The 20,603-nt window shown below is 74.9% G+C and carries 16 protein-coding genes; 12 read left to right on the top strand and 4 right to left on the bottom strand.

The genetic code is table 11. From position 1 onward, the window contains the following. Positions 1-155: 155 nt before the first annotated feature. Positions 156-2,375, bottom strand: a complete 2,220-nt coding sequence (locus F6X68_RS17325) for a family 43 glycosylhydrolase (RefSeq protein WP_151455266.1) — start codon at positions 2,373-2,375, stop codon at positions 156-158. 138 nt (positions 2,376-2,513) lie between these two features. Here F6X68_RS17325 and F6X68_RS17330 point away from each other — a divergent pair, with 138 nt between their 5' ends. The 6 genes from F6X68_RS17330 (at position 2,514) to F6X68_RS17355 (ending at position 8,725) form a co-directional block, all read left to right on the top strand. Further along, entirely contained in the window at positions 2,514-3,257 is a 744-nt protein-coding gene (locus tag F6X68_RS17330; protein WP_370518957.1) for an ArsR/SmtB family transcription factor, read from the top strand. A 576-nt stretch (positions 3,258-3,833) separates the two neighbouring features. Further along, on the top strand, positions 3,834-4,628 hold the full coding sequence (locus tag F6X68_RS17335; RefSeq protein ID WP_151455268.1) for an isocitrate lyase/phosphoenolpyruvate mutase family protein: 795 nt from the start codon (positions 3,834-3,836) through the stop codon (positions 4,626-4,628). Positions 4,629-4,766: 138 nt separating this feature from the next. Continuing rightward, a complete protein-coding gene (locus tag F6X68_RS17340) occupies positions 4,767-5,729 on the top strand; it encodes a DUF5715 family protein (RefSeq protein ID WP_151455269.1) in 963 nt (320 codons plus the stop codon). Between the two features lie 4 nt (positions 5,730-5,733). Further along, positions 5,734-7,344: an asparagine synthetase B gene (locus F6X68_RS17345; protein WP_151455270.1), complete on the top strand. Its 1,611-nt coding sequence runs from the start codon at positions 5,734-5,736 to the stop codon at positions 7,342-7,344. A 108-nt stretch (positions 7,345-7,452) separates the two neighbouring features. Continuing rightward, positions 7,453-8,385: a PfkB family carbohydrate kinase gene (locus tag F6X68_RS17350; RefSeq protein WP_151455271.1), complete on the top strand. Its 933-nt coding sequence runs from the start codon at positions 7,453-7,455 to the stop codon at positions 8,383-8,385. 118 nt (positions 8,386-8,503) lie between these two features. Next, on the top strand, positions 8,504-8,725 hold the full coding sequence (locus F6X68_RS17355; RefSeq protein ID WP_225852266.1) for a DUF2188 domain-containing protein: 222 nt from the start codon (positions 8,504-8,506) through the stop codon (positions 8,723-8,725). Between the two features lie 69 nt (positions 8,726-8,794). On the opposite strand, the gene F6X68_RS17360 is transcribed toward F6X68_RS17355, so the two are convergent. Then, a complete protein-coding gene (locus F6X68_RS17360; RefSeq protein WP_151455272.1) occupies positions 8,795-10,246 on the bottom strand; it encodes an LVIVD repeat-containing protein in 1,452 nt (483 codons plus the stop codon). A gap of 139 nt (positions 10,247-10,385) precedes the next feature. Here F6X68_RS17360 and F6X68_RS17365 point away from each other — a divergent pair, with 139 nt between their 5' ends. From F6X68_RS17365 to F6X68_RS17385, 5 genes are all read left to right on the top strand, one after another. Then, positions 10,386-11,072 carry a DUF305 domain-containing protein gene (locus F6X68_RS17365; RefSeq protein ID WP_151455273.1) on the top strand — a complete coding sequence of 229 codons (687 nt, stop codon included), beginning with the start codon at positions 10,386-10,388 and terminating at the stop codon, positions 11,070-11,072. A gap of 67 nt (positions 11,073-11,139) precedes the next feature. Next, positions 11,140-12,384 (top strand): sensor histidine kinase, encoded by a 1,245-nt coding sequence (locus F6X68_RS17370; protein ID WP_151455274.1) that lies wholly within the window; start codon positions 11,140-11,142, stop codon positions 12,382-12,384. After that, complete coding sequence (locus F6X68_RS17375; protein ID WP_151455275.1) at positions 12,381-13,046, top strand: response regulator transcription factor; 666 nt, start codon at positions 12,381-12,383, stop codon at positions 13,044-13,046. Before F6X68_RS17370 ends, F6X68_RS17375 begins: the two co-directional genes overlap by 4 nt. 149 nt (positions 13,047-13,195) lie before the next feature. Beyond that, positions 13,196-13,990, top strand: a complete 795-nt coding sequence (locus F6X68_RS17380; RefSeq protein ID WP_151455276.1) for an ABC transporter ATP-binding protein — start codon at positions 13,196-13,198, stop codon at positions 13,988-13,990. After that, positions 13,987-16,470, top strand: a complete 2,484-nt coding sequence (locus F6X68_RS17385; protein WP_151455277.1) for an ABC transporter permease — start codon at positions 13,987-13,989, stop codon at positions 16,468-16,470. The genes F6X68_RS17380 and F6X68_RS17385 overlap by 4 nt, the downstream gene beginning before the upstream one ends. Before the next feature lie 59 nt (positions 16,471-16,529). Here the strand turns inward: F6X68_RS17385 and F6X68_RS17390 are convergent, their stop codons facing one another. Together F6X68_RS17390 and F6X68_RS17395 are read right to left on the bottom strand one after the other, a co-directional pair. Continuing rightward, the gene (locus F6X68_RS17390; RefSeq protein ID WP_151455278.1) at positions 16,530-17,792 is read right to left on the bottom strand and encodes a nucleotide sugar dehydrogenase; all 1,263 of its coding nucleotides are present in this window, start codon (positions 17,790-17,792) and stop codon (positions 16,530-16,532) included. A gap of 142 nt (positions 17,793-17,934) precedes the next feature. Further along, entirely contained in the window at positions 17,935-19,296 is a 1,362-nt protein-coding gene (locus F6X68_RS17395; RefSeq protein WP_151455279.1) for a serine/threonine-protein kinase, read from the bottom strand. 548 nt (positions 19,297-19,844) lie between these two features. Between F6X68_RS17395 and F6X68_RS17400 the strand changes: the two genes are divergently transcribed. Then, positions 19,845-20,474, top strand: coding sequence for an RNA polymerase sigma factor (locus F6X68_RS17400; protein WP_151455280.1), 630 nt, complete (start codon positions 19,845-19,847; stop codon positions 20,472-20,474). The last annotated feature ends 129 nt before the right edge of the window (positions 20,475-20,603 follow it).

Below are 20,603 nucleotides of genomic sequence, written 5' to 3' on the forward strand. Positions count from 1 at the left end.
TACGGCGCCCGGCGGCGGGGCCGCACGTGACCGCCAGGCGTGCCGTGCCGGCCCCGCCGCCGGGCGCCGTACGTGACCGCCGGGGTGCCCCGCCGCCAGGCGCCGGGAACGGGATCGGGCCCCCGCCGTCCGGCGGGGGCCCGATCGTGCGGGGGTCAGCGGTGGAAGCGCAGGTAGTCGAAGTGCGCGGTGACCGCCGGGTCGGCTCCGCCGTGCGCGACCAGCCCGATCCGGGGGGTGGTGTCGGCCGGGAAGGTCCACACCCCGCCCCACGTCCAGTTCCGCCCGTCCCGGCTGGAGCCGGCCCGGAACTCGTGCTCGCCGGTGGCCGGGTCGACCCGGTGCGCCAGCCGCAGCCAGGTGGTGGTCGCCGGGGTGCCGACGATGTTGCCGCCGTAGACCGGCTGGCCGGCGAAGGGCAGCTCGTAGCCGTACTCCACCTGCCTGGTGTTCCAGATCGCGACCTGCGCCAGCCGGGCGAAGCGGTCGTCGTCGACGTAGGCGACCAGCCCGGCCTGCTGGTAGTTGCGGACGGTCTCCTCGCCGAGGTCCAGGGTCACCTTCGTCTCCACGACGTAGTCGCCGCCCGGCGCGTCGCGCAGCAGCACGCCGGCGGTGTTGCCGGTGCCGGTCAGGTCGGCGCCCTGCACCGGCCAGCGCAGCGCCCCGCCGGACACGGTGGCCGCCGGGTCCGGCCGGACCCACCGCCACGCCGGGTCCAGCCCCCCGGTGAACTCGTCGGAGAACGCCGGCAGCAGGCGGCCCGCCCGCGGTTCGGCGACGGCGTGGCGCACCGGCCGGTGCAGCCGGGCGACGCTGACGTTGTCGAACCCGGCGGCCCCGCCGGTCGCGGTGAGCGTGAGCCGCCCGGCCACCGGCCGCGCCAGCCGCAGCGACACCGCCGCCAGCTGGTCGCCGAGCCGGGCCGGGCTCAGCTCGGCCACCAGGTCCCGGCCGCGTACCTCGACGGCGAGGTGGTGCCCGGCCGCGGCGTCGAAGCCGGCGGGCAGCGGCGCGCTCGCGGTGCGCCCGCCGTCGGCGGCGACCAGCCGGCCGGCGGCGGCGTCCACCCGCACCGAGACCCGGTCGCCGAGCGTGAGACCAGCCGTCCCGGCGGCGGGAAGCCGCAGGTCGGCCTCCGCCCGCAGGTCCCCGCCCCCGGTCGTACGGCTGGTCAGCGCGCCGCTGCCGGTGAGTCGGCCGTCGGCGACCCGCCAGTCCCCGGAGCCGAGTCGCCAGCCGGCCAGCCCGGCGTCGAAGCGCTCGTCCACCCGGCCGGTGGTGACCGGCGCGGGCCGGGGGCCCTCGGAGGGGCCGGCACCGGCGTTCACCGTCGGCCAGCCGTCGATCCAGTCGAGGCGGTCCAGCAGCATCGGCCGCTCGTTGATGCCGAACGGCTCGTCCAGGTACGGGTCGGCGCGGTCGATCGCGTGGTAGACGATCCAGTCCTGGCCGGAGAGGTCGGTGAGGAAGCCGTTGTGGCCGGTGCCGATCCACCGGTTGCCGTTCTGGGTGAGCACCGGCGTGCCGCCGGCCCGGGAGGCGGTCAGCGCGACGCCGTCGCGGTCGACGAACGGCCCGCGCGGGTCGCGGGACCGGCCGACGTGCACGGAGTAGCCGGTGGCCGGGCCGGCGCAGCAGTTTGCCGTGGAGGCGAACAGGTAGTACCAGCCGTCGTGGCGCACCACGTGGCTGCCCTCGAACTTGTTGTCGACGGCGACCAGGGTGGGTGAGCCGACGGCGCGAAGCCCGTCGGCGGAGAGCTCGGTCACCGAGATGCCGCCGTAGTAGCTGCCGTGGTAGAGGTAGTGCCTGCCGTCGACGTCGGTGAACTGGCTCGGGTCGATGGTCCACAGCCAGCCCCCGCCACCGCCGGGGCGGGGCGCGACCACGGGCTCGTCGGCGAAGGTCCACGGGCCGGTCGGGGTGGGCGCGGTGGCCGCCCCGACGGCGAAGTCACCCCCGTCGGGGGACACGGTCGTGTCGGTGACGGTCACGTACATGACCCAGCGATCGCCGACCCGGCGCACGTCGGGGGCCCAGAAGCCGGCGCCGGGAGCCGCGTACGCCGGGCGTTGGCCGGCGCCGAAGGCGTCCCCGACGTACGTCCAACCGGCCAGGTCGGCCGAGCGGGCGATCGGGACCCCGTGGAACGTCCCCTCGCCCTCGCGCAGCGGGTCGGTGGTGCCGTAGGCGTACCAGAAACCGTCCTCACCGCGGACGATCACGGGGTCGGCGAAGGTGTCGGCGAACCCGGCCGAGACGGGGTTGCGGTAGCGGGGCTCGGGTGCGGCGGCGGCCGGCGCGGACGCCGTCGCGGCCAGGACCAGACCGACGACGGCGGCGAGCGCCCCGGCGCGGCGGAGATGTCGCATCAGACCTGCCTCGGGTGCGGGAGTTCGATCAGGATCGGTGCGTGTCCGTTTGTACAACGTTGGATACAACGTTGTAAAGGAGTGGCGAAGCTTCGGTGCCGGCCGCAGGGTGCCCGTGCCAGCATGGTGTCCGTGACCATCCCCGCGCCGGACGGCCGGGCCCTGGCCCGGCTCGCCGCCCTGCTCGCCGACGACACCCGGGCCCGCATCTGCCTGGCTCTGCTCGACGGCCGGGCGTGGACGGCGGGGGAGCTGGCCCGGCTCGCCGGGGTGGCCCCGTCCACCGCCAGCGATCACCTCACCCGGCTCGTCCGGGGCGGGCTGTTGGTCGAGCATCGGCAGGGACGACACCGCTACGTCCAGCTCGCCGGTCCCTCGGCGGCCCAGTTGGTCGAGGATCTGGCTGGCTACGCGCCCGGGCGGTCCGAGCCGGCCCGTTCGCTGCGCGCCGCCCGTGCCGGCGCCGCCCTGGCGTACGCCCGCACCTGCTACGACCACCTGGCCGGGCACCTCGGGGTGCTGCTGCGTGACAGGCTGCTCGCGCGCGGGCTGCTTGACGGCGCCGGCGGGCCGGCGCTCACCTCGGCCGGGCGGGCCTGGTTGGCGGAGCTGGGGGTGCCGGTCGCGCCGCTGCGGGCCGTCCGCCGTCCCCTGGTGCGCGACTGCCTGGACTGGACCGAGCGTCGGCCGCACCTCGCCGGCGCGTTGGGCGCGGCGCTGTACGCCCGCTTCTTCGAGGCGGGCTGGCTGACCCGCAGCGGCGGACGGGAGGTCCGGCTGACCCCGGACGGTGCTCCGGCGCTGGCCGCCGCACTCGGTCTGGCCCCGGCCGACCTCGCGCCGCCCGCGACCGCGCCCGACCGCGGCAGCGGGCGCGCCTGACGGGGCCGCGCCTGACCGGGTCGCGCCCTCGTCCGACTCCTTTCGGCGCCTTCGGACCTCGTTTCTCGGTGCAGTTGGCGATGTCTGGAGACGGCCCTGACCTCATTCCTTGAGACGGACGGCGAGGGAGCCGGTCGCCGCCGTCGTTACCGTTCGTGACGGTCGGGTTGATCACTTGTTGTAACTGTCGACGTCCCGGCAGCCCGGTGCCCTGTGCGCCCTTTGCTCTGCATTCCTCGGCGCACCACCGGGCTGAACTGGGGAGATTCGAAGAGGCGCGATGATCGAGGGCGCGAGTCTCGTTGACCGTCAGTAGCTGTTGCGTATGTGGATGCAGAGCAAAGGGGCCGGAGGCATGATGGCCGGCCGCGCTGAATGTCACGCATGGTGACGGCCTGGCTGACGTCGACCGATAGCGACGATCCGTGCAGTGGTCCGGTGGCCCGTACCGCGCCGGCAGCGCACACGCCGGCAGCCGACGTTTCGGCGGGCGCCGTAGGGTTCCGGCCCTACCGTCGCCGGGAGACGACCGTCGCCGGCCCCACGGGGCCCGACCATGATCGAGGTGGAACCCGGATGAACGCGCGCTGCGCCGCCTTCCACGCCCTGCACCGCGCCGCCCGGCCGCTGCTGCTGCCCAACGCCTGGGACCACGCCAGCGCCGCCGCGTTCGCGGCGCGCGGGTACCCGGCGGTCGGCACCACCAGCCTGGGGGTCGCCGCTGCCGCCGGCGTGCCGGACGCGGCGGCCGCCACCCGGGCGGAGAACCTCCGCCTGGCCCGGGCGCTGCGCCCGCTGCCGGTGCTGGTGACCGTTGACGTGGAGGCGGGGTACGCCGACGACCCGGCGGTCGTCGCCGGGCTGGCGGCGGAGCTGGCCGCGCTCGGCGTGGTGGGGGTGAACGTCGAGGACGGGCGGGCGGACGGCACCCTCGACCCGCCCGAGCTGGCGGCGGCGAAGGTGGCCGCCATCAAGGCCGCGGCGCCCGACCTGTTCGTCAACGCCCGCACCGACCCGTGGTGGCTCGGCACGCCCGATCCCCTGCCGGAGGCCCTGCGCCGGGCCCGCGCCTACCTGGCCGCCGGGGCGGACGGGATCTTCGTGCCCGGGGCGCCGGACGCCGCCACCGTCGCCGCGCTCGTGGCGGGGATCGACGCGCCGCTGAACGTGCTGCACCGGCCGGGCGGGCCCACCCTCGACGAGCTGCGGGCGCTCGGCGTGGCCCGGGTGAGCACGGGCTCGCTGCTGTTCCGGGCCGCGCTGGGCGCCGCCCTGGACGCCCTGGACGCCGTCCGGTCCGGCGCCGCGCCGCGCGCGGAACCGCCCTCGTACGTCGAGGTGCAGCGGTTGAGCGGGGCGTCCCGACCGTGACCCTTCGTGCGCGGCGGTGACCGCCGTGCGTTCCGAAGGAGTAGATAGGAGGATTGTTCGGACTTCTCCCGTCCAGTCTGATTACGGTGTGTGCAGGGCGATGCACAGTGATGCCGTGACGGGAGAGAGGACCCGACCATGCGAGTGCCCAGCCGTAGCCCGGGACAGCAGCCCGGCTCCTCCGTCACACCCGCCGCCCCGGCCCGGCGGCGCGCGTTCTCCACCCCGACGCGGCCCGCCGCAACGCCGGACCTCGACGCCTACCGGGCCGCCGTGGCCGAGCTGTTGGTCGAGGTCGGCGCCCTGGCCGGCGCGTCCTGCACCGCCGCCCGGCAGGTGCTGATCGACGACCGGCTGCGCGAGCCCGCGATCGCCGCCGTGCTCGACGCCACCACGCAGGGGCTGATCGGCGCCCGCGAGACGCTGCTGCTGGAGATGGCCCGCTACCAGCCCAACGCGCGCAGCTCCGCCGCCGACCTCACCGCGCTGGTCCGGATCTACCTGCTCTCCCGCGTCGACGTGATGTGGTGGCGCGACACCCCGACCTACCTCACCGACGCCCAGGTGGACGCCAGCCCCGACCTGGTCGACCTGGAGTGGCTGCGCCGCCGGGACCTGCTGAACTTCCGCTACACCGAGCAGCCGCGGACGCTGCTCCGCCGCGGGTTGCGGGCGGTGCGGCGCCGGCTGCGGCCCGACGCCACGCCGCGCACCGCCGGACTGCGGTTCCGGCGGGCCCGCCGCGAGATGGTGGCGCTGCTCAACGACATCGCCCGGCAGTTCGCCGCCAGCACCCCGCCCGCCACGCCGCCGCTGTGGGTGACCAGCCTGGTCCGCAGCGCCGAGCACCAGCACCGGCTGCGCCGACTCGGGTACGCCGCCATGTTGCCCAGCGGGCACTGCCTCGGCTGGGCGGTCGACGTCGAGATGGAGTGGTTCGGCCGCTTCGGCGCGCGGGACACCCTGGCCGAGCTGCTGCTGGCACGGCAGCGGGCCGGCGAGGTCAACGTGGTCGACGAGGGGCAGGCGTGGCACCTGTGCCTCGCGCCGGCGGCGCGGCGGCGGCTGCGTCGGGCGTACGAAGCCGAGATGGGGGTCTGAGCCGATGTGTGGCATCGCGTTGAGCCTGGGCCCCGAGGCCGATCCGACGATCTTCCGGCGGATGCTCGCCACCCTCGCCCCGCGCGGCGAGGTCACCGAGACCCGCTACGAGAACGGCCTGCTCACCGGCACCCGTCGGCTGCCGATCGTGGACCGCGAACGCGCCGTGCAGCCGTGGGCCTCCGCCGACGAGCGGTGGCTGCTCTGCTACAACGGCGAGGTCTTCAACCACCCCGAGCTGCGCGCGGAACTGGTCCGGCTGGGACACCGCTTCCGCGGCACCGGCGACACCGAGGTGGTGCTCGCCGCGTTCCTGCGGTGGGGCGAGGGCATGGTGACCCGGCTGCGCGGCGAGTACGCCTTCGCCGTCGTGGAACGGGCCACCGGCCGGGCCTACCTGGTCCGGGACCCGCTCGGCGTCAAGCCGTTGTACTGGGCCCGGACGCCCGGCTGCCTGCACGTCGCCAGCGAGGTCAAGGCGCTGGTCGGGTACCGCGTGCCGATCGTCGAGGTGCCGCCCGGGCACCACGGCTGGGTCGAGCCCGACGGGCCGGTCCGGCTGCGCGCGTACGTCGACCTGCTCACCCTCGGCGACGGGCTGCCGGTGGTGGACGACCCGGACGAGGCCGCCCTGCTCGTCCGTGCCGCCCTCACCGACAGCATCCGGATGCGGGTGGACACCGACCTCACCGTCGGGGTGGTGCTCTCCGGCGGGCTGGACAGCTCGCTGGCCCTGCTGCACGTGCGCGAGATGCACCCCGACTGCGTCGCGGTCACGGTCGGCGTGCCCGACAGCCCCGACGTCGCGTACGCGCGGCGGCTCGCGAAGGACCTGGGGGTGCCGCACGAGGTGGTCGAGCTGCGCCCGCGCGACATCCGGCTGGCCGACATCCGGGAGGCCATCCGGATGTCCGAGCTGACCGAGTACGGCGACATCATCAACGCGGTGGTCACCGTGCCGCTGTTCCGCCGGCTGCGGGAGCTGGGCGTGCAGGTGGTGCTCACCGGCGACGGCTCCGACGAGCTGTTCGGCGGCTACCCCATGTACCACGAGGTCGGCCCCGAGGCGTCCCGCCGGCTCTTCCTGCACAAGATCCGCAACCTCTGCCGTACGGAGTTGCAGCGCGTCGACCGGGCCAGCATGGGGCACGGGGTGGAGGCCCGCGTGCCGTTTCTCGACCTGAGCCTGGTCGAGCTGGCGATGCGGCTGCCGATCGGGCTGAAGATGCGCGACGGGCAGGAGAAGTGGATCGTCCGTCGGGCCTTTGCCGACCTGCTGCCCGACTACGTCCGGCGCCGGCCGAAGAACCCGATGTCGTACTCCTCGGGGCTGCATGAGCGGGCCCGGCTCTACAAGCCGCTCTTCGCTCGGCTGCACCGCTCGTTCGGCTACCACCTGCTCGAACCGGTGCGCCGCGACTTCGACAGCGTGCTGACCCGGTGCGGCAACGACCTGGACCGGGCCATCGCCGACGGCCGGGCCCGGCCCGACTACACCGTCCTGGAGCACGCCCGCGACCTGGTGGGCGCGGCGAAGTGGAACGCCGCCCCGATGGTGCGCCGGCTGGTCGGGCCGCGCCGCACGCGCGGCGACGAGGCGCCGCTGCCCGGTTGACCGCGCGCCACGCACCCCTCGCGTCGTCGGCCGGGGCGCGCCTCGCCAACGGCGACGCCTCCCGCCCGGCGCGGATCAACCCGGGCGCTCGCGGGTAGTGCTCCGGGCATGGCGGGACTGGACGTGATGGTGGTCGGGCAGCTGGCGCGGGACCTCGTGCTGCGGGTGGACGAGGTCCCGGAGGCCGGCGGGACCGCCCCGGTACGGCGGCGGCGCGAGCTGCTCGGCGGCAAGGGGGCCAACCAGGCCGTCGGGCTGGCGCAGCTCGGCGCCGCCGTCGGTCTGCTCGGGGTGGTCGGCGACGACGAGGTGGGGGAGCGGCTGCTGGCGCTGGCGCGGGCCGACGGCATCGACGTCCAGTGGGTACGGCGCCGGCCCGGCACCCCGACCGCGCTCATCGTCGACGTCGTGGACGCCGACGCCGACTGGCGCTACCTCGAGGACGTTGCCGAGGCCACCCTGCTCACCCCCGACGACGTCGCCGGGGCGGCATCCGCGCTGCGGGCCGCACGGGCCGTGCTGGTGCAGCTCCAGCAGCCGGCGCGGGCCGCCCTGGCCGCGGCCCGGATCGCCCGGGAGGCCGGCCGGCTGGTCGTGCTCGACGGCGCGCCGACCGACGCGGCCGACGCCGACGCGCTGCTCGCCCTCGCCGACGTGCTGCGGGCCGACGCGCAGGAGGTGGAGCTGATCACCGGCCACGCGCCGCGCGACGCCGAGGCGGGGCTCGCCGCCGGGCGTGGGCTGCTGCGTCGCGGCCCGTCGCTGCTGGCCGTCGAGGTGGCCGGGAAGGGCAACGCGTTCGTCTGGCCGGACGGCGAGCTGTTCCTGCCGTTGAGCGAGACGCCCACCGTGGACGACACCGGCGCCGGAGACGCGTTCGTCGCCGCGCTGACCCTCGGCGTGCTGCGCGGCGAGCCCCGGGAGCGGGTCGCCCGGCACGCGGTCGCGGCGGCCGGCGCGACCGTCGGCCATCCGGGCGGCCGGCCCGCGCTGACGCCGGAGGCGATCCGCGCGCAGCTCGACCGGATCCCGGCCACGTGACGGGCGGTCACTTCCCACGGTACGCCGGCGGCGGCGGACGGTTTGTCCACGGAGGAGGGTTTTCCGCCTCAGTGGCCCGGGTATCCCGGTGGACCTGACCGAGAGGCGGGTGACTGACATGAAGCGCAACCAGTACCACGTCGTACCGAACGACGGCGGCTGGAAGGTCGAGCAGGGCAACCAGGTCGTCGGCACGTTCGACACCAAGCAGCTCGCCGTCGAGGCGGGGCGCCGGGCGGCGCACGGCAACGAGCCGAGCCAGCTCGTCGTGCACACGTCCGACGGCAAGATCGAGACGGAGTACACCTACCAGGACGACCCGTACCCGCCGGCCGGCTGACCGGCGCGTCCACGACGGACACGGACGGGCCCGACCCCGGTGGGGGGCGGGCCCGTCGGCGCGTTGCGACTACCAGCTCAGGTAGCTGGGCTGGGTCTGCACGTTCAGCTCGCGGTAGCGGACGAGGTTCGCCGTCCAGGTCCGCCAGTCGGTCAGCTTGAGGACGTCGAAGCCCTTGGCCATGTCGTTGGAGTAGATGTAGCCGTTGTAGTAGTACGCCGACCAGGAGCCGCCGCCGACGAGCCGGTCGATCGAGATCGGACCCCGCTCCCAGAACGCGATCTCCTGCGGGTTGGCCGAGTCGGTGAAGTCCCAGACGGAGATGCCGCCCTGGTACCACGCCTGGACCATGATGTCGCGCCCGAGCACCGGGATCAGCGAGCCGTTGTGCGCCACGCAGTTCTCGGTGTCGGCGTTCATCCGGGGGATCTTGTAGTAGCTGCGGAAGACCATCGTCCGGGCGTCGCCGCGACCGGTGATGTCGTAGATGGCGTTGGCGCCCCGCTCCGGTCCGACGGCCTCGTTGCAGGTGGCCGCGCTGCCGCCGCCCAGCTCGTCGGTGAAGACCACCTTGGTGCCGGCGTTGTTGAACGTGGCCGAGTGCCAGAACGCGAAGTTGACGGTGTCCCGGACCCGGTTGATCAGCCGGGGGGCCTCCCGGTTCGAGATGTCCATCAGCACGCCGTCACCCATGCACGCGCCCGCGGCGAGGTTCTTCTCCGGGTACGCCGTGATGTCGTGACAGCCGGTGGTCGCCGAACCGCCGGGCCGGCCCTCGTAGCCGCCGTCGGGGAAGAGGTTCGGGGAGGCCACCACCGCCGCGTCCGTGGGCGACTTCACCGGCACCTTCACGATGGAGATGGAGTCGTGCGGGGGCTGGCAGTCGGGGAACTCCGCCCGCGGGCTGTACGAGGAGACGTACAGGTAGACGGTCTTGCGGTCCTTGCCCGGCACGAGGGTGTGGGTGTGCGACCCGCAGGCCGTCTCCACCGCCTTGACGTAGCGGGGGTTGGCCTTGTCGCTGATGTCGAAGACCTTGATGCCCTCCCAGGACGCCTTCTCCGTCGCCGGCGCGCTGGTGCTGTTGCAGGAGTCATCGCTGCGGGAGGAATCGGTGGAGAGGAACAGCAGGTCACCGTGGACGGAGATGTCGTTCTGCGACCCGGGGCAGTACACCTGCGACACCACCGTCGGCGCGGTCGGCTGGGAGATGTCGTAGATGACGAAGCCGTTGTAGTTGCCGGCGAAGGCGTAGCGGCCCTGGAAGGCGAGGTCGCTGTTGGTGGCGTCCAGCGGCGCCTGCTTCGGCAGGTTGGCGATCTGCCGGAGGTTGGGGCTGCTGACGATCTCGTCGACGCCCGGGATGGTGTTGGTGGTGTCCGCCGTGCCCGAGGGGGCGGACTGCGCCGCCACGCCGGCACTTCCCGGCGTGGCGGTGGCGACGCTGGCGAGGAGTAGACCGGCCGCGGCCAGGCTCACGGTGGTGAGCCGCCTGGCCCGCAAGGTGCGGAAACTGGTCATCGGCGACGTCCTTCGCAAGGGGATGACGATGGTGGACACCTTACCGTCCAGAGAGTTCCATCGATGTGATGTGAATCACATCGAAGCCCGTTCGTCGATGGATAGCATCGCCATGACCTCTACCGGGGGGGAGTGGCCCATGACCAACCGCCGCGCGCGGACCCTCGCCGTCGTCACAGCCGCGTGTCTGCTGACGGTGGCGGGCGTCCTCCTGTCCCGTGCCGCCGACAACCCGACCGCGGTGCCGGCGGGACAGACCGCCGCCCCGACGTCCGCCCCGGCCGGTCCGAGCCGACCCCCGGTGATCGTTCCCGGTCGGCCCGGCGAGACCGCCGCGGTCCGGCCCGCCGAGGAGCTGCGCGACGCCACCACGGCCCGGCACAACTCGATGGACGTCTGGTTCGTCCGGATGATGATCCCGCACCACGCCCAGGCGCTCGAGATGGCGGAGTTGGCCGGTGACCGCGCCGGCGACCCGGCCCTGCGCGCCCTCGCCGAGCGGATCCGGGCCAGCCAGGGCCCCGAGATCGGCCTGATGCGGGGCTGGTTGCAGGCGCGCGGGCTCTCCACCGAGGTGGCCGGGCACGACCACGAGGGCATGCGGGGCATGCAGACGCCCGAGGCCATCCGGCAGCTCGCGGCGGCGCGGGGCGCCGAGTTCGACCGGCTCTTCGTGCGGATGATGACGGAGCACCACCAGGGCGCGGTCCAGATGGCCACGGACCTGCTCAAGGTCGGCGCCGACCTCACCCTGTCGGAGTTCGCCAACTCCGTCGCCACCGAGCAGACCGTCGAGATCGACCGGATGCGCGAGCTGCTGGCCTGACCCGGGCGGGCGGCCCGGTCCCGGCCTCGGGGCGGAGTGACCCCCTGACCTGCGGCACGTACGCTGGGTGACTGTGAACCGCGCGATCCTCGGCCGCCCCCTGCGCGGCGTCGCCTTCGACGCCTTCGTCTCCGCCACGGTGGCGCTCCTCGGCCTCGCCGGCATGGCGAACCAGCCCGGCGGTGGGAGGGCCACCCTGGTCGGGACCGCGATGGCGGTGGCGCTGCTGTTCCGCCGGGCCCACCCGTCGGCGGTCGCCGCCGTGGTGGCCGCGCTCGCGATGGTGCAGGTGGTCGCCGGGTGGGGGCCGCTGCCCTTCGACGTCGCGGTGCTGATCGCCCTCTACAGCGTCATCAAGTACGCTGACCGGCTCCGCGACGGGGTCCTCGCCGGGATCGGCGCCGCCGTCGGGGTGGTGCTCGCCGGCCTCCAGACCTCGGGAGCCATCGCCTGGTGGGCGGCGGCGATCTACTACGGGCTGGTCACCGGGGCGGTCTGGCTGGTCGGGCTGAACGTGCGTACCCGCCGGCTCTACGTGTTCAGCCTGGAGGAGCGGGCCGCCACCCTGGAGCGGGAACGCGAGGCGGAGGCGCGCGCCGCGGTCGCCGAGGAACGCACCCGCATCGCCCGCGAATTGCACGACGTGGTGGCGCACAGCATGGCGGTGATGATCGTGCAGGCCGACGGGGCGCGGTTCATGCTCGACCGGGATCCGGAGACCGCCCGCCAGGCGGTGAAGGTGGTCGCCGACACCGGCCGGCAGGCGCTGGAGGAGATGCGCCGGCTGGTCGGCGTACTGCGGGAGCCCGACGCGCCGGACGCGCAGGCCGGGCCCGGCGCGGCGGGTGCGCCCGGCGACGCCGGGGCGACCGCCGACCCGGCGCACCGCCGGTTGGCGCTGACGGAGCTGCCCGCCCTGCTCGACCGGTTCCGCGCCGCCGGCCTCCGGGCCCGGCACGCGGTCACCGGGGAGCCGGTGTCGATGCCGCCCGGGCTGGAACTGACCGTCTACCGGGTGGTGCAGGAGGGGCTGACCAACGCCCTGAAGCACGCCGGGGTCGGCGCCGACGTCGAGGTCACCGTCGCGCACGCCGGCGACGCCGTGATGGTCCGGGTGGTCGACGACGGGCGCGGCCGGCCGCCGGTCAGTCCCGCGCCGTCCGGCGGGCACGGCCTGGTGGGCATGCGCGAGCGGGTCGGCGTGTACGACGGCAGCCTCACCGCGGGCCCGCGGCTCGCCGGGGGCTGGCAGGTCGAGGCGCGGCTGCCGCTACCGTCGACGTCCCCGACGACGGCGGTGACGGCGGCATGACGGTCCGCGTGGTGATCGTGGACGACCAGGCGCTGGTCCGCGCCGGGTTCCGGATGGTGCTGGGCTCCCAGCCGGACCTGGAGATCGTCGGCGAGGCGATCGACGGGGCCGACGCCCTGCGGCTGCTGGCCCGCGTCGAGGCCGACGTCGTGGTGATGGACGTCCGGATGCCGACCATGGACGGGGTGGAGGCGACCCGCCGGATCTGCCGGGACCGTCCCGCCGGACCGCCCCGGGTGCTGGTGCTCACCACCTTCGACACCGAGGCCGACGCCTTCGCCGCGCTCCAGGCGGGCGCCAGCGGCTTCCTGCTCAAGAACGTCCCACCCGAGGAGCTGCTGGCGGCCATCCGGGTGGTCGCCCGGGGCGACTCGGTGGTCGCCCCGCCCATCACCCGGCGGCTGCTCGACCGGTTCGCCGGCCGGCTCGGCCCCGGGCCCGCCGAGGACCCCCGGATCGGCCAGCTCACCGAACGCGAGCGGGAGATCCTCCTGCTGGTGGCGCAGGGCCTCTCCAACGCGGAGATCGCCGCCCGGGTGCACGTCGCCGAGGCCACCGTGAAGACGCACGTCGGGCGGATCCTCGCCAAGCTCCAGCTCCGCGACCGGGTGCAGGCCGTGGTGCTGGCGTACGAGACGGGGCTGGTCACCCCCGGCGGCTGAGCCGGTCTACGACCCAGGTCGTACGGGCCCACCCCGTCAGGGGCTCCCGAGGTCGCAGCGGGATCACCACGCGCGGGTGGACGCGGCCGGACCGGCGGCACCCATAGCGTCGGAGACGTCCCAGCCACGATCTCCACGGGGAGCTCCACGTGTCCGTCGCACCTCCCGCGCACGCCACCGCCGGCGTGGCGGTCACCGCCCGCGGCCTGTCCAAGCGGTACGGCGCCGGCCAGGCCGCCGTCGTCGCCCTCGACGGGGTCGACGTCGACTTCGCCGCCGGCCGGTTCACCGCCATGATGGGCCCCTCCGGCTCCGGCAAGTCCACCCTCATGCACTGCCTCGCCGGCCTGGACCGGCCCACCTCCGGCAGCGTGCGCATCGGCGACGCCGACCTCGCCGGCCTCGACGACAAGCGGCTCACCCTGCTGCGTCGCGACCGGGTCGGCTTCGTGTTCCAGAAGTTCAACCTGCTGCCGGCTCTGACCGCCGAGGAGAACATCGTGCTGCCCCTGGCGATCGCCGGCCGGCGGCCGGAGCGGGCCTGGATGCGTCAGGTCGTCGTGGCGGTGGGGCTCGCCGACCGGCTGCGCCACCGTCCCGCCGAGCTCTCCGGCGGCCAGCAGCAGCGGGTGGCGGTCGCCCGCGCCCTGATCACCAAGCCGTGGGTGATCTTCGCCGACGAGCCGACCGGCAACCTGGACTCCCGCTCCGGCGCCGAGGTGCTGCGCCTGCTCCGCGAGGCCGTCGACACCCTCGGCCAGACGGTGATCATGGTGACCCACGACCCGTCGGCCGCCGGGCACGCCGACCGGGTGGTCTTCCTCGCCGACGGCCGGCCGGTACGCGACCTCACCGCGCCGACCGCCGAGCGCGTGCTCGACGCGCTCGCCGGCCTCGACGCGGCACGCGTACCGGCCGCCGGCCGCGAGGCGGTGACCCGGTGATCAGGACGACCCTGCGCCAGCTCCGCGCCGAGGCACTGCGCCTGATGCTCTCCTCGCTGGCCATCGTGCTCGGCGTCGCGTTCATCGCCGGCACGCTGATCTTCGTCGACGGGATGCGCACCGGCGCGTACGAGCGGGCCGGCGCGTTCGACCGGCACACCGACCTCGCCGTCCACTCCACCACCGACGACCCGTTGCCGGCCACGCTGGTCGAGAAGGTGCGTTCCCTCGACGGGGTCGCCGCCGCAGAGGGGGAGCTGCTCGGCTCCGGCGGCATCGTCGGCGCCGACGGCCGCCCCGTGCTCGGCTACGCCGTCCTCGCCGCCATCCCCGTCGACGAGGCGCTGCGCTCGTACGACGTGGTGGCCGGCCGGCTGCCCGACCGCCCCGGCGAGGTGGTGCTGGACGCGCCCACCGCGGCGGAGGAGGGCTTCGCCCTCGGCGCGCCCGTACGTGTCGGCGGCAGCGGGGGAGCGGCCCGCCCGTACACGCTGGTCGGCACGGTCGACGTGGCCGGCACCGCCCGCGACGTCGGCGGTCCGTTCATCGGCCTGGTCGGCGCGGACGCCCTCGCGGTGACCGGCCAACGCGGCTACGACCGGATCATGGTGGCCGCCCGGCCGGGCCCGGCCGACGAGGCGCTCGTCGAGCGGACCGCCGAGGCCGTCGGCGCCGGCGCGACCGTCAAGACCCGGCAGCGGATCCTCGACGACGCCGTGACCGACGCGGTCCGCGACCTCCAGCAGTTCAACATGGCGCTGCTGACCTTCGCCGGGGTCGCCGTCGTGGTCGCCGGCTTCGTCATCGCCAACACCTTCGCGATCGTGCTGGCGCAGCGGACCCGGCGGACCGCGCTGCTGCGGCTGGTCGGGGCGACCCGGGGCCAGCTGTTCCGCGCCGCGCTGCTGGAGGCCGCGCTGCTCGGGCTGGTCGCCTCCGCGATCGGCGTGCTGATCGGCGTGGCCCTGGCCGGCGGCATGAACCAGGTGATGGCGCGGCTCGACGCGCCGGCCCCCGGCGGGCTCACCGTCACCGGATCGACCGTGCTGGTCAGCCTGCTCCTCGGCACGGCGATCACGATGGGCGCCGCCCTGCTGCCCGCGTGGCGGGGCACCCGGATCGCCCCGGTCGCCGCGCTCACCGACGCGGCGGTCCAACCCGCCCGGGGCGCCGGCCGGCTCCGGCTGACCGTCGGGGCGCTGGTCTTCGCCGCCGGGATCGCCGCGCTGGTCGGCGCCGCGTACGCCGTCCAGGTGGTGCTCGTGGCCGCCGGTGGCGTGCTCACCTTCTTCGGCATCGTGCTCTTCGGCCCGGTGCTCGTGCCGGCGCTGGTCCGGGTGCTGGGGTGGCCGGCCCGCCGGCTGTTCGGCGCCACTGCCGGCCTGGCCGTGGCGAACGCCGTACGCAATCCACGCCGGATCGCGGCTACCGCCACCGCCCTGGTGATCGGGATCGGTCTGGTGTCGGCCTTCGTGGTGGGCGCCCGCAGCACCAAGGACGGCATCGAGCGCAGCGTGGACGCCGAGATCGGGGTCGACTGGCTGGTCACCGGGATCGGCGGGGACCTGCCGGCGCCGCTCGTGGCCGAGCTGCGCGCCCGGCCCGAGCTGGCGGTGGTGCACGAGCAGCGCGGCGCCGTCGCCGCCGGCGTGCAGATCCAGGCCGCGCACCCCGCCCTGGTGGCCCGGACGCTGACGGGCGTCGTGGCGGGGGACGTCGACCGGCTGGGACCCGGATGGGTGCTGGTGCACCGGGAGCTGGCCGAGGCCCGGGGCTGGACGACCGGCTCCACCGTCACCGTGCGCGGCCGGTCGTTACGGGTGGCCGCGATCGTCACCGCCGACGGACCGGCACTCGCCGGCAGCCCCGTCCCCGATGGTCACGTGATCGACGTGGTGGACGCCGACTTCGCCGCCCTCTTCCCCGACGAGCGGGGCTACCTGGCCGAGATCGACCCCGCCGACGGGATCTCCGCCGATCGGGCCCGGGCCGCCGTCGAGGCGGTGGTCGCCCGGTATCCGACGGCCAACCTGATGGACCAGGGCGCGTACAAGAAGATGCTTACCGCCACGGTCGACATGCTGCTCGCCCTCGTCACCGCGCTGCTGGGCCTGGCCGTGGTGATCGCGCTGGTCGGGGTCGCCAACACGCTGAGCCTGTCGGTGGTGGAACGGACCCGGGAGAACGCCGTGCTGCGGGCGGTCGGCCTGACCCGCGGGCGGATGCGCGCCATGCTGGCCGTCGAGGCGGTGCTGATGGCGCTGGTCGGCGCGCTGCTGGGGGTCGGCCTGGGCACCGGCGTCAGCGCCGCCGCGATGGCCCTGCTGGCCCGGATCAGCGGCGACTTCGCCGTGGTGCTGCCGGTGGGGCAGCTGGGTCTGATCCTCGGGGTCGCGGTGGTGGCCGCCCTGGTCGCCTCGGTGCTGCCGGCGCGCCGGGCGCTGTCCCGGCCGGTGGTCGAGGCGCTCGGCGACCAGTGACAGCCGCCGGCCGGTCCCGTCGCCCGTCCGGGTGACGGGACCGGCCAGCGGTGCCGGGTCTACAGGCGTTCCACCACCGGGCCGGCACACCGGTTGCGGGTGTCGAAGACGTACCGGGCGTGCCGGGTCACCAGGTCGTAGTCGAAGTCGTCGTGGTCGGTGACCACCACCACCGCGTCCGCCGCCCGGACCTCCCGCTCGGTCAGCTCCACCACGAGCACACCGCCCGGGATCTGGTGCGGCTCCGCGTACGGCTCCACCGCCCGGACGTCCGCGCCGAGGGCCTGCAGGCGCTGGGCCACGTCGACGGCGGGGGAGTCCCGCATGTCACCGGTGTTCTTCTTGTACGCCAGCCCGAGCAGCAGCAGCCGGGCCCCGCTGACGGCACGACCGGCCCGGTTCAGCCCGTTCATGACCCGTCGGGCCACGTGCTCGGGCATCTCGTGGTTGACGTCGTTGGCCAGCTCGATGAACCGGAACTGCCGCCCGAGGCGCCGCTTGACCTGCCAGGACAGGTAGCACGGGTCGATCGGCAGGCAGTGCCCGCCGACCCCCGGGCCGGGCCGGAACGGCATGAAGCCGAACGGCTTGCTCTCCGCCGCCTCGATCGCCTGCCAGACGTCGATGTCGAGGTGGTGGGAGAGCATCGTCAGCTCGTTGATCAGGGCGATGTTCACCTGGCGGAACGTGTTCTCGATCAGCTTGGTCAGCTCCGCCACCCGGGTGGAGTCCACCGGCACGGTCCGTTCCACGAGCCGGCGGTAGAACCCGTCCACCCGGGCGAGCGCGACCGCGTCCATCCCGGAGACCACCTTCGGGGTGTTCTCCAGGCGCCAGGTCGGGTTGCCCGGGTCGATCCGCTCGGGGCTGTAGCCCAGGTGGAAGTCGCCCGGGCTGAGCAGCCCGCTGGCCGACTCCAGCAGCGGGCGCAGCAGCTCCTCCGTGGTGCCGGGATAGGTGGTGGACTCCAGGATCACCGTGCAGCCCGGCCGCACGTACGGGCCGATGCCGACGCCGGCCTGCTCCACGAAGCTGAGGTCGGGCGTGCCGTCGCGCAGCGGCGTGGGCACCGTGATCACGCAGATGTCGAAGCCCTCCGCGTCGGTGTACGCCGTGCTGGGCCGGTATCGGCCGCTGCCCAGCGCGCGGCCCAGCCGGTCGGCGGGGATGTCCTCGACGAACGACTCGCCCGACGCGAGCCGCTTGACCCGGTCGGAGTCGACGTCGAGGCCGACCACGTCCAGGCCGGCCTCGACGGCTCGCATGGCCAGCGGCAGGCCGACGTATCCCTGGCCGATGACGACCAACTTCTCAACGCTCACCCGGGCTCCTGAGGCAGAGGGCGGAAAGTGCCTGCTGGGGAGCCTAGAGTGATTTCTGTGCCCGTACGTCCGGTTTGGGGTTATCGGTGCCAGTGGGACTGGCGTGGCGTCACCACGGGATCACGCGGCCGGGCGCCGGCGCTCAGACCGCAGGCGGATTGGCCGGCTCGACCGGGGTGGTCTGGGTCGGGGTCGGCTCCGTCGGCGGCGTGGTCTGCGTCGGGGCGGTGCTGGTGCTGGGCGTGGCCACCGGCGGATCGTCGGTCTTGGTGGGATCCGGCGACTCCGGAGCCGCCGACCCGCTCGGCTGGGGCGAGACCGGCGGCGCGGTGGCCGACGGCGAGGGGCTGGCGGTGGAGCCGGTGGGCCGGAACGGCCGCCCGGGGTCGACGGGGGCGTCCTCCTGCTTCACCGGCGCCTCGGCGCCGCCGCTCGGCTCCGCGGCCGGAGTGGTCGCCTGCGGGACCTTGACCGCCGGCGCGTCGGCCTCGCGCGACGCGCCGAGCGCCGCGCCGAGGCCGGCCAGCGCCACCAGCACCGCCGTGGCCGCGCCGACCAGGGTGCCGCGTCGCCTCCGGCGGGCCACGGTCGCGGCGACCGGCACGTCGGTGCGGGTGCCCGGGTCGACGCCGCCCGCCGCCGCGGCGGCGGGCACCATGGCGGTCGGCGCGGAGGGGTCGGACACGGCGGCGCGGGCGGCCTCGGCCATCGCTGCCGCGCTGCTGAACCGGTCGGCCGGATCCTTGGCCAGGGCGCGGGAGACCAGCGCGCGGACCGCCTCCGGCACGTCGTGCGGCAACTCCGGCGGCTCGTCGTCGAGGTGGCGCACGGCGACCTGCAGCGGGTTGTCGCCGGTGAACGGCGGGCTGCCGCTCAGGCAGCAGTAGGTCACCGCGCCGAGGGCGTAGATGTCGGTCGCGCCGGACACCGGCCGGCCGGCGGCCTGCTCCGGCGCCATGTAGAGCGCGGTGCCCGGCACGGCGTTCGTGCTGGTGATGCTGGTGATGTTGGTCGACCGGGCGACGCCGAAGTCGACCAGCACGACACTGCCGTCCTCCTGCACCAGCAGGTTGCTCGGCTTGACGTCGCGGTGCACGATCCCGCCGAGGTGCGCGGCGTGCAGCGCCTGCGCTACCTGCGCGACGATCGCCATCGTCTCGGCCACGTCGAGACGCCCGACGGCCTCGATGCGCTTGGACAGCGGCTGGCCGGTCACGAACTCCATGACCAGGTAGTCGGCCCGCCCGCCGTCGGGCAGGTCGTCCTCGCCGCTGTCGAAGACCTGGACGATGCCCGGGTGGCGCAGGGCGGCCATGATCCGGGCCTCGGCACGGAAGCGGGCGATGAAGTCGGGGTCGGAGACCAGCGCCGGCAGCAGGACCTTGACCGCGACCTGTCGGCCGAGGACGAGGTCCTTGCCCCGCCAGACGTCGCCCATGCCGCCCGTGGCGACACGCTCGTCCAGGCGGTAGCGACCGCTGAGTACGACCTCCGATGACAACACAGCATTACCGTACCCAGGCTGGCGGGGATCGGCGCGCCGCGTGCCGTCGGGTCGGCCCGCGCCGACCGCGCGGTGGGGGCGGCGGGACCGTACCCGCCTCGGATAGGCTGTGAGCGTCCGTGGACCGTGTGTGACGACATTCCCCCCATGCCCGTCGTGGGCTGGTCGAATGCGCCGCCGCCCGCGCCCGTCGGCAGGGTGCAGCGTCCCGGGCCGCCGCGCCGTTACGGCGACCGGCCGGCCGAACGGCTAGATAATTCTCACTCTTCTGCCCACCGGGGCGGGCTTGCCCGATCGACCCGGCGCTCCTAGCGTTAGCCCGACTCGGGCCCGCCCCACGGCGTCGCCGCGGCACCTGCGCCACCGGCCGTGCCGCCACGGCAGGAGTCCAGACGTACCGTCCGGGCGACGCGGTCCCGGGCGTGATCAGGTCAGCGGGGGGCTGAGGGTGCGGGATCAGGTCCGTCTGCCGGACCGTGCTTGCCTCGCGCACGCCCACGTGGGTGTGCGCCGCCTGTGCGTGTCCACGGCACGGAAGCGGCGACCACATGGCCGGTGAGCTGAACGAGGCCGTCGTGGCGGCGCAGGCCGGCGACGAGGACGCCTTCCGCTTCCTCTACCGCAGCCTCCAGCCCGGCCTGCTCCGATACCTGACTGCCCTGGTCGGCGCGGACGCCGAGGACGTCGCCTCGGAGACCTGGTTGCAGGTCTCCCGCGACCTGCCCAGCTTCACCGGCGGCGAGTTCCGGGCCTGGACCGTCACCATCGCCCGCAACCGGGCCATGGACCACCTGCGCCGGCAACGCCGTCGTCCCTCGCTGCCCGTGCCGGTGCAGGCGCTCGCCGAACTGGCCGGCGACGCCGACACGGCCGAACGGGCCGGCGAGACGATCGGCACCGAGGCGGCGCTCGCGCTGATCGCCACCCTGCCGCCCCGCGAGGCCGAGGCCGTCCTGCTGCGCGCCGTCGTCGGGCTGGACGCCGAGACCGCCGGGCGGGTACTCGGTCGCCGGGCCGGTGCCGTGCGCACCGCCGCCCACCGGGGGCTGCGCCGGCTCGCCGTCCTGATGGAACGCTACGACCCGAGCCGGTCGCCGGCCGCCCCCGAGGCCGCCGCGGCGCCCCGACCGCGTACCGGCCGGCGGCAGACGTCGCACGCCGAACCGGCGGACGGCTGACGTGAGGGGATCCAGGATGTTCTTTCGCCGGACCGAGCGGCCCGCCGACCCCGGCGCGTCCGACCGGCTCCTCGACGCCGCCCGCGCGGATGCCTCCCGTACGCCGGACGCCGAGCCGCTCGCCCGGCT

The organism is Micromonospora sp. AMSO12t (assembly GCF_008806585.1).
Taxonomy (GTDB): domain Bacteria; phylum Actinomycetota; class Actinomycetes; order Mycobacteriales; family Micromonosporaceae; genus Micromonospora; species Micromonospora reichwaldensis.

Bases quoted from the DNA above. Each gene is read 5' to 3' on its own strand.
- F6X68_RS17325 (WP_151455266.1), bottom strand. From the start codon at position 2,375: ATGCGACATCTCCGCCGCGCCGGGGCGCTCGCCGCCGTCGTCGGTCTG.
- F6X68_RS17335 (WP_151455268.1), top strand. From the start codon at position 3,834: ATGAACGCGCGCTGCGCCGCCTTCCACGCCCTGCACCGCGCCGCCCGG.
- F6X68_RS17340 (WP_151455269.1), top strand. From the start codon at position 4,767: ATGCGAGTGCCCAGCCGTAGCCCGGGACAGCAGCCCGGCTCCTCCGTC.
- F6X68_RS17345 (WP_151455270.1), top strand. From the start codon at position 5,734: ATGTGTGGCATCGCGTTGAGCCTGGGCCCCGAGGCCGATCCGACGATC.
- F6X68_RS17350 (WP_151455271.1), top strand. From the start codon at position 7,453: ATGGCGGGACTGGACGTGATGGTGGTCGGGCAGCTGGCGCGGGACCTC.
- F6X68_RS17355 (WP_225852266.1), top strand. From the start codon at position 8,504: ATGAAGCGCAACCAGTACCACGTCGTACCGAACGACGGCGGCTGGAAG.
- F6X68_RS17360 (WP_151455272.1), bottom strand. From the start codon at position 10,246: ATGACCAGTTTCCGCACCTTGCGGGCCAGGCGGCTCACCACCGTGAGC.
- F6X68_RS17365 (WP_151455273.1), top strand. From the start codon at position 10,386: ATGACCAACCGCCGCGCGCGGACCCTCGCCGTCGTCACAGCCGCGTGT.
- F6X68_RS17375 (WP_151455275.1), top strand. From the start codon at position 12,381: ATGACGGTCCGCGTGGTGATCGTGGACGACCAGGCGCTGGTCCGCGCC.
- F6X68_RS17400 (WP_151455280.1), top strand. From the start codon at position 19,845: ATGGCCGGTGAGCTGAACGAGGCCGTCGTGGCGGCGCAGGCCGGCGAC.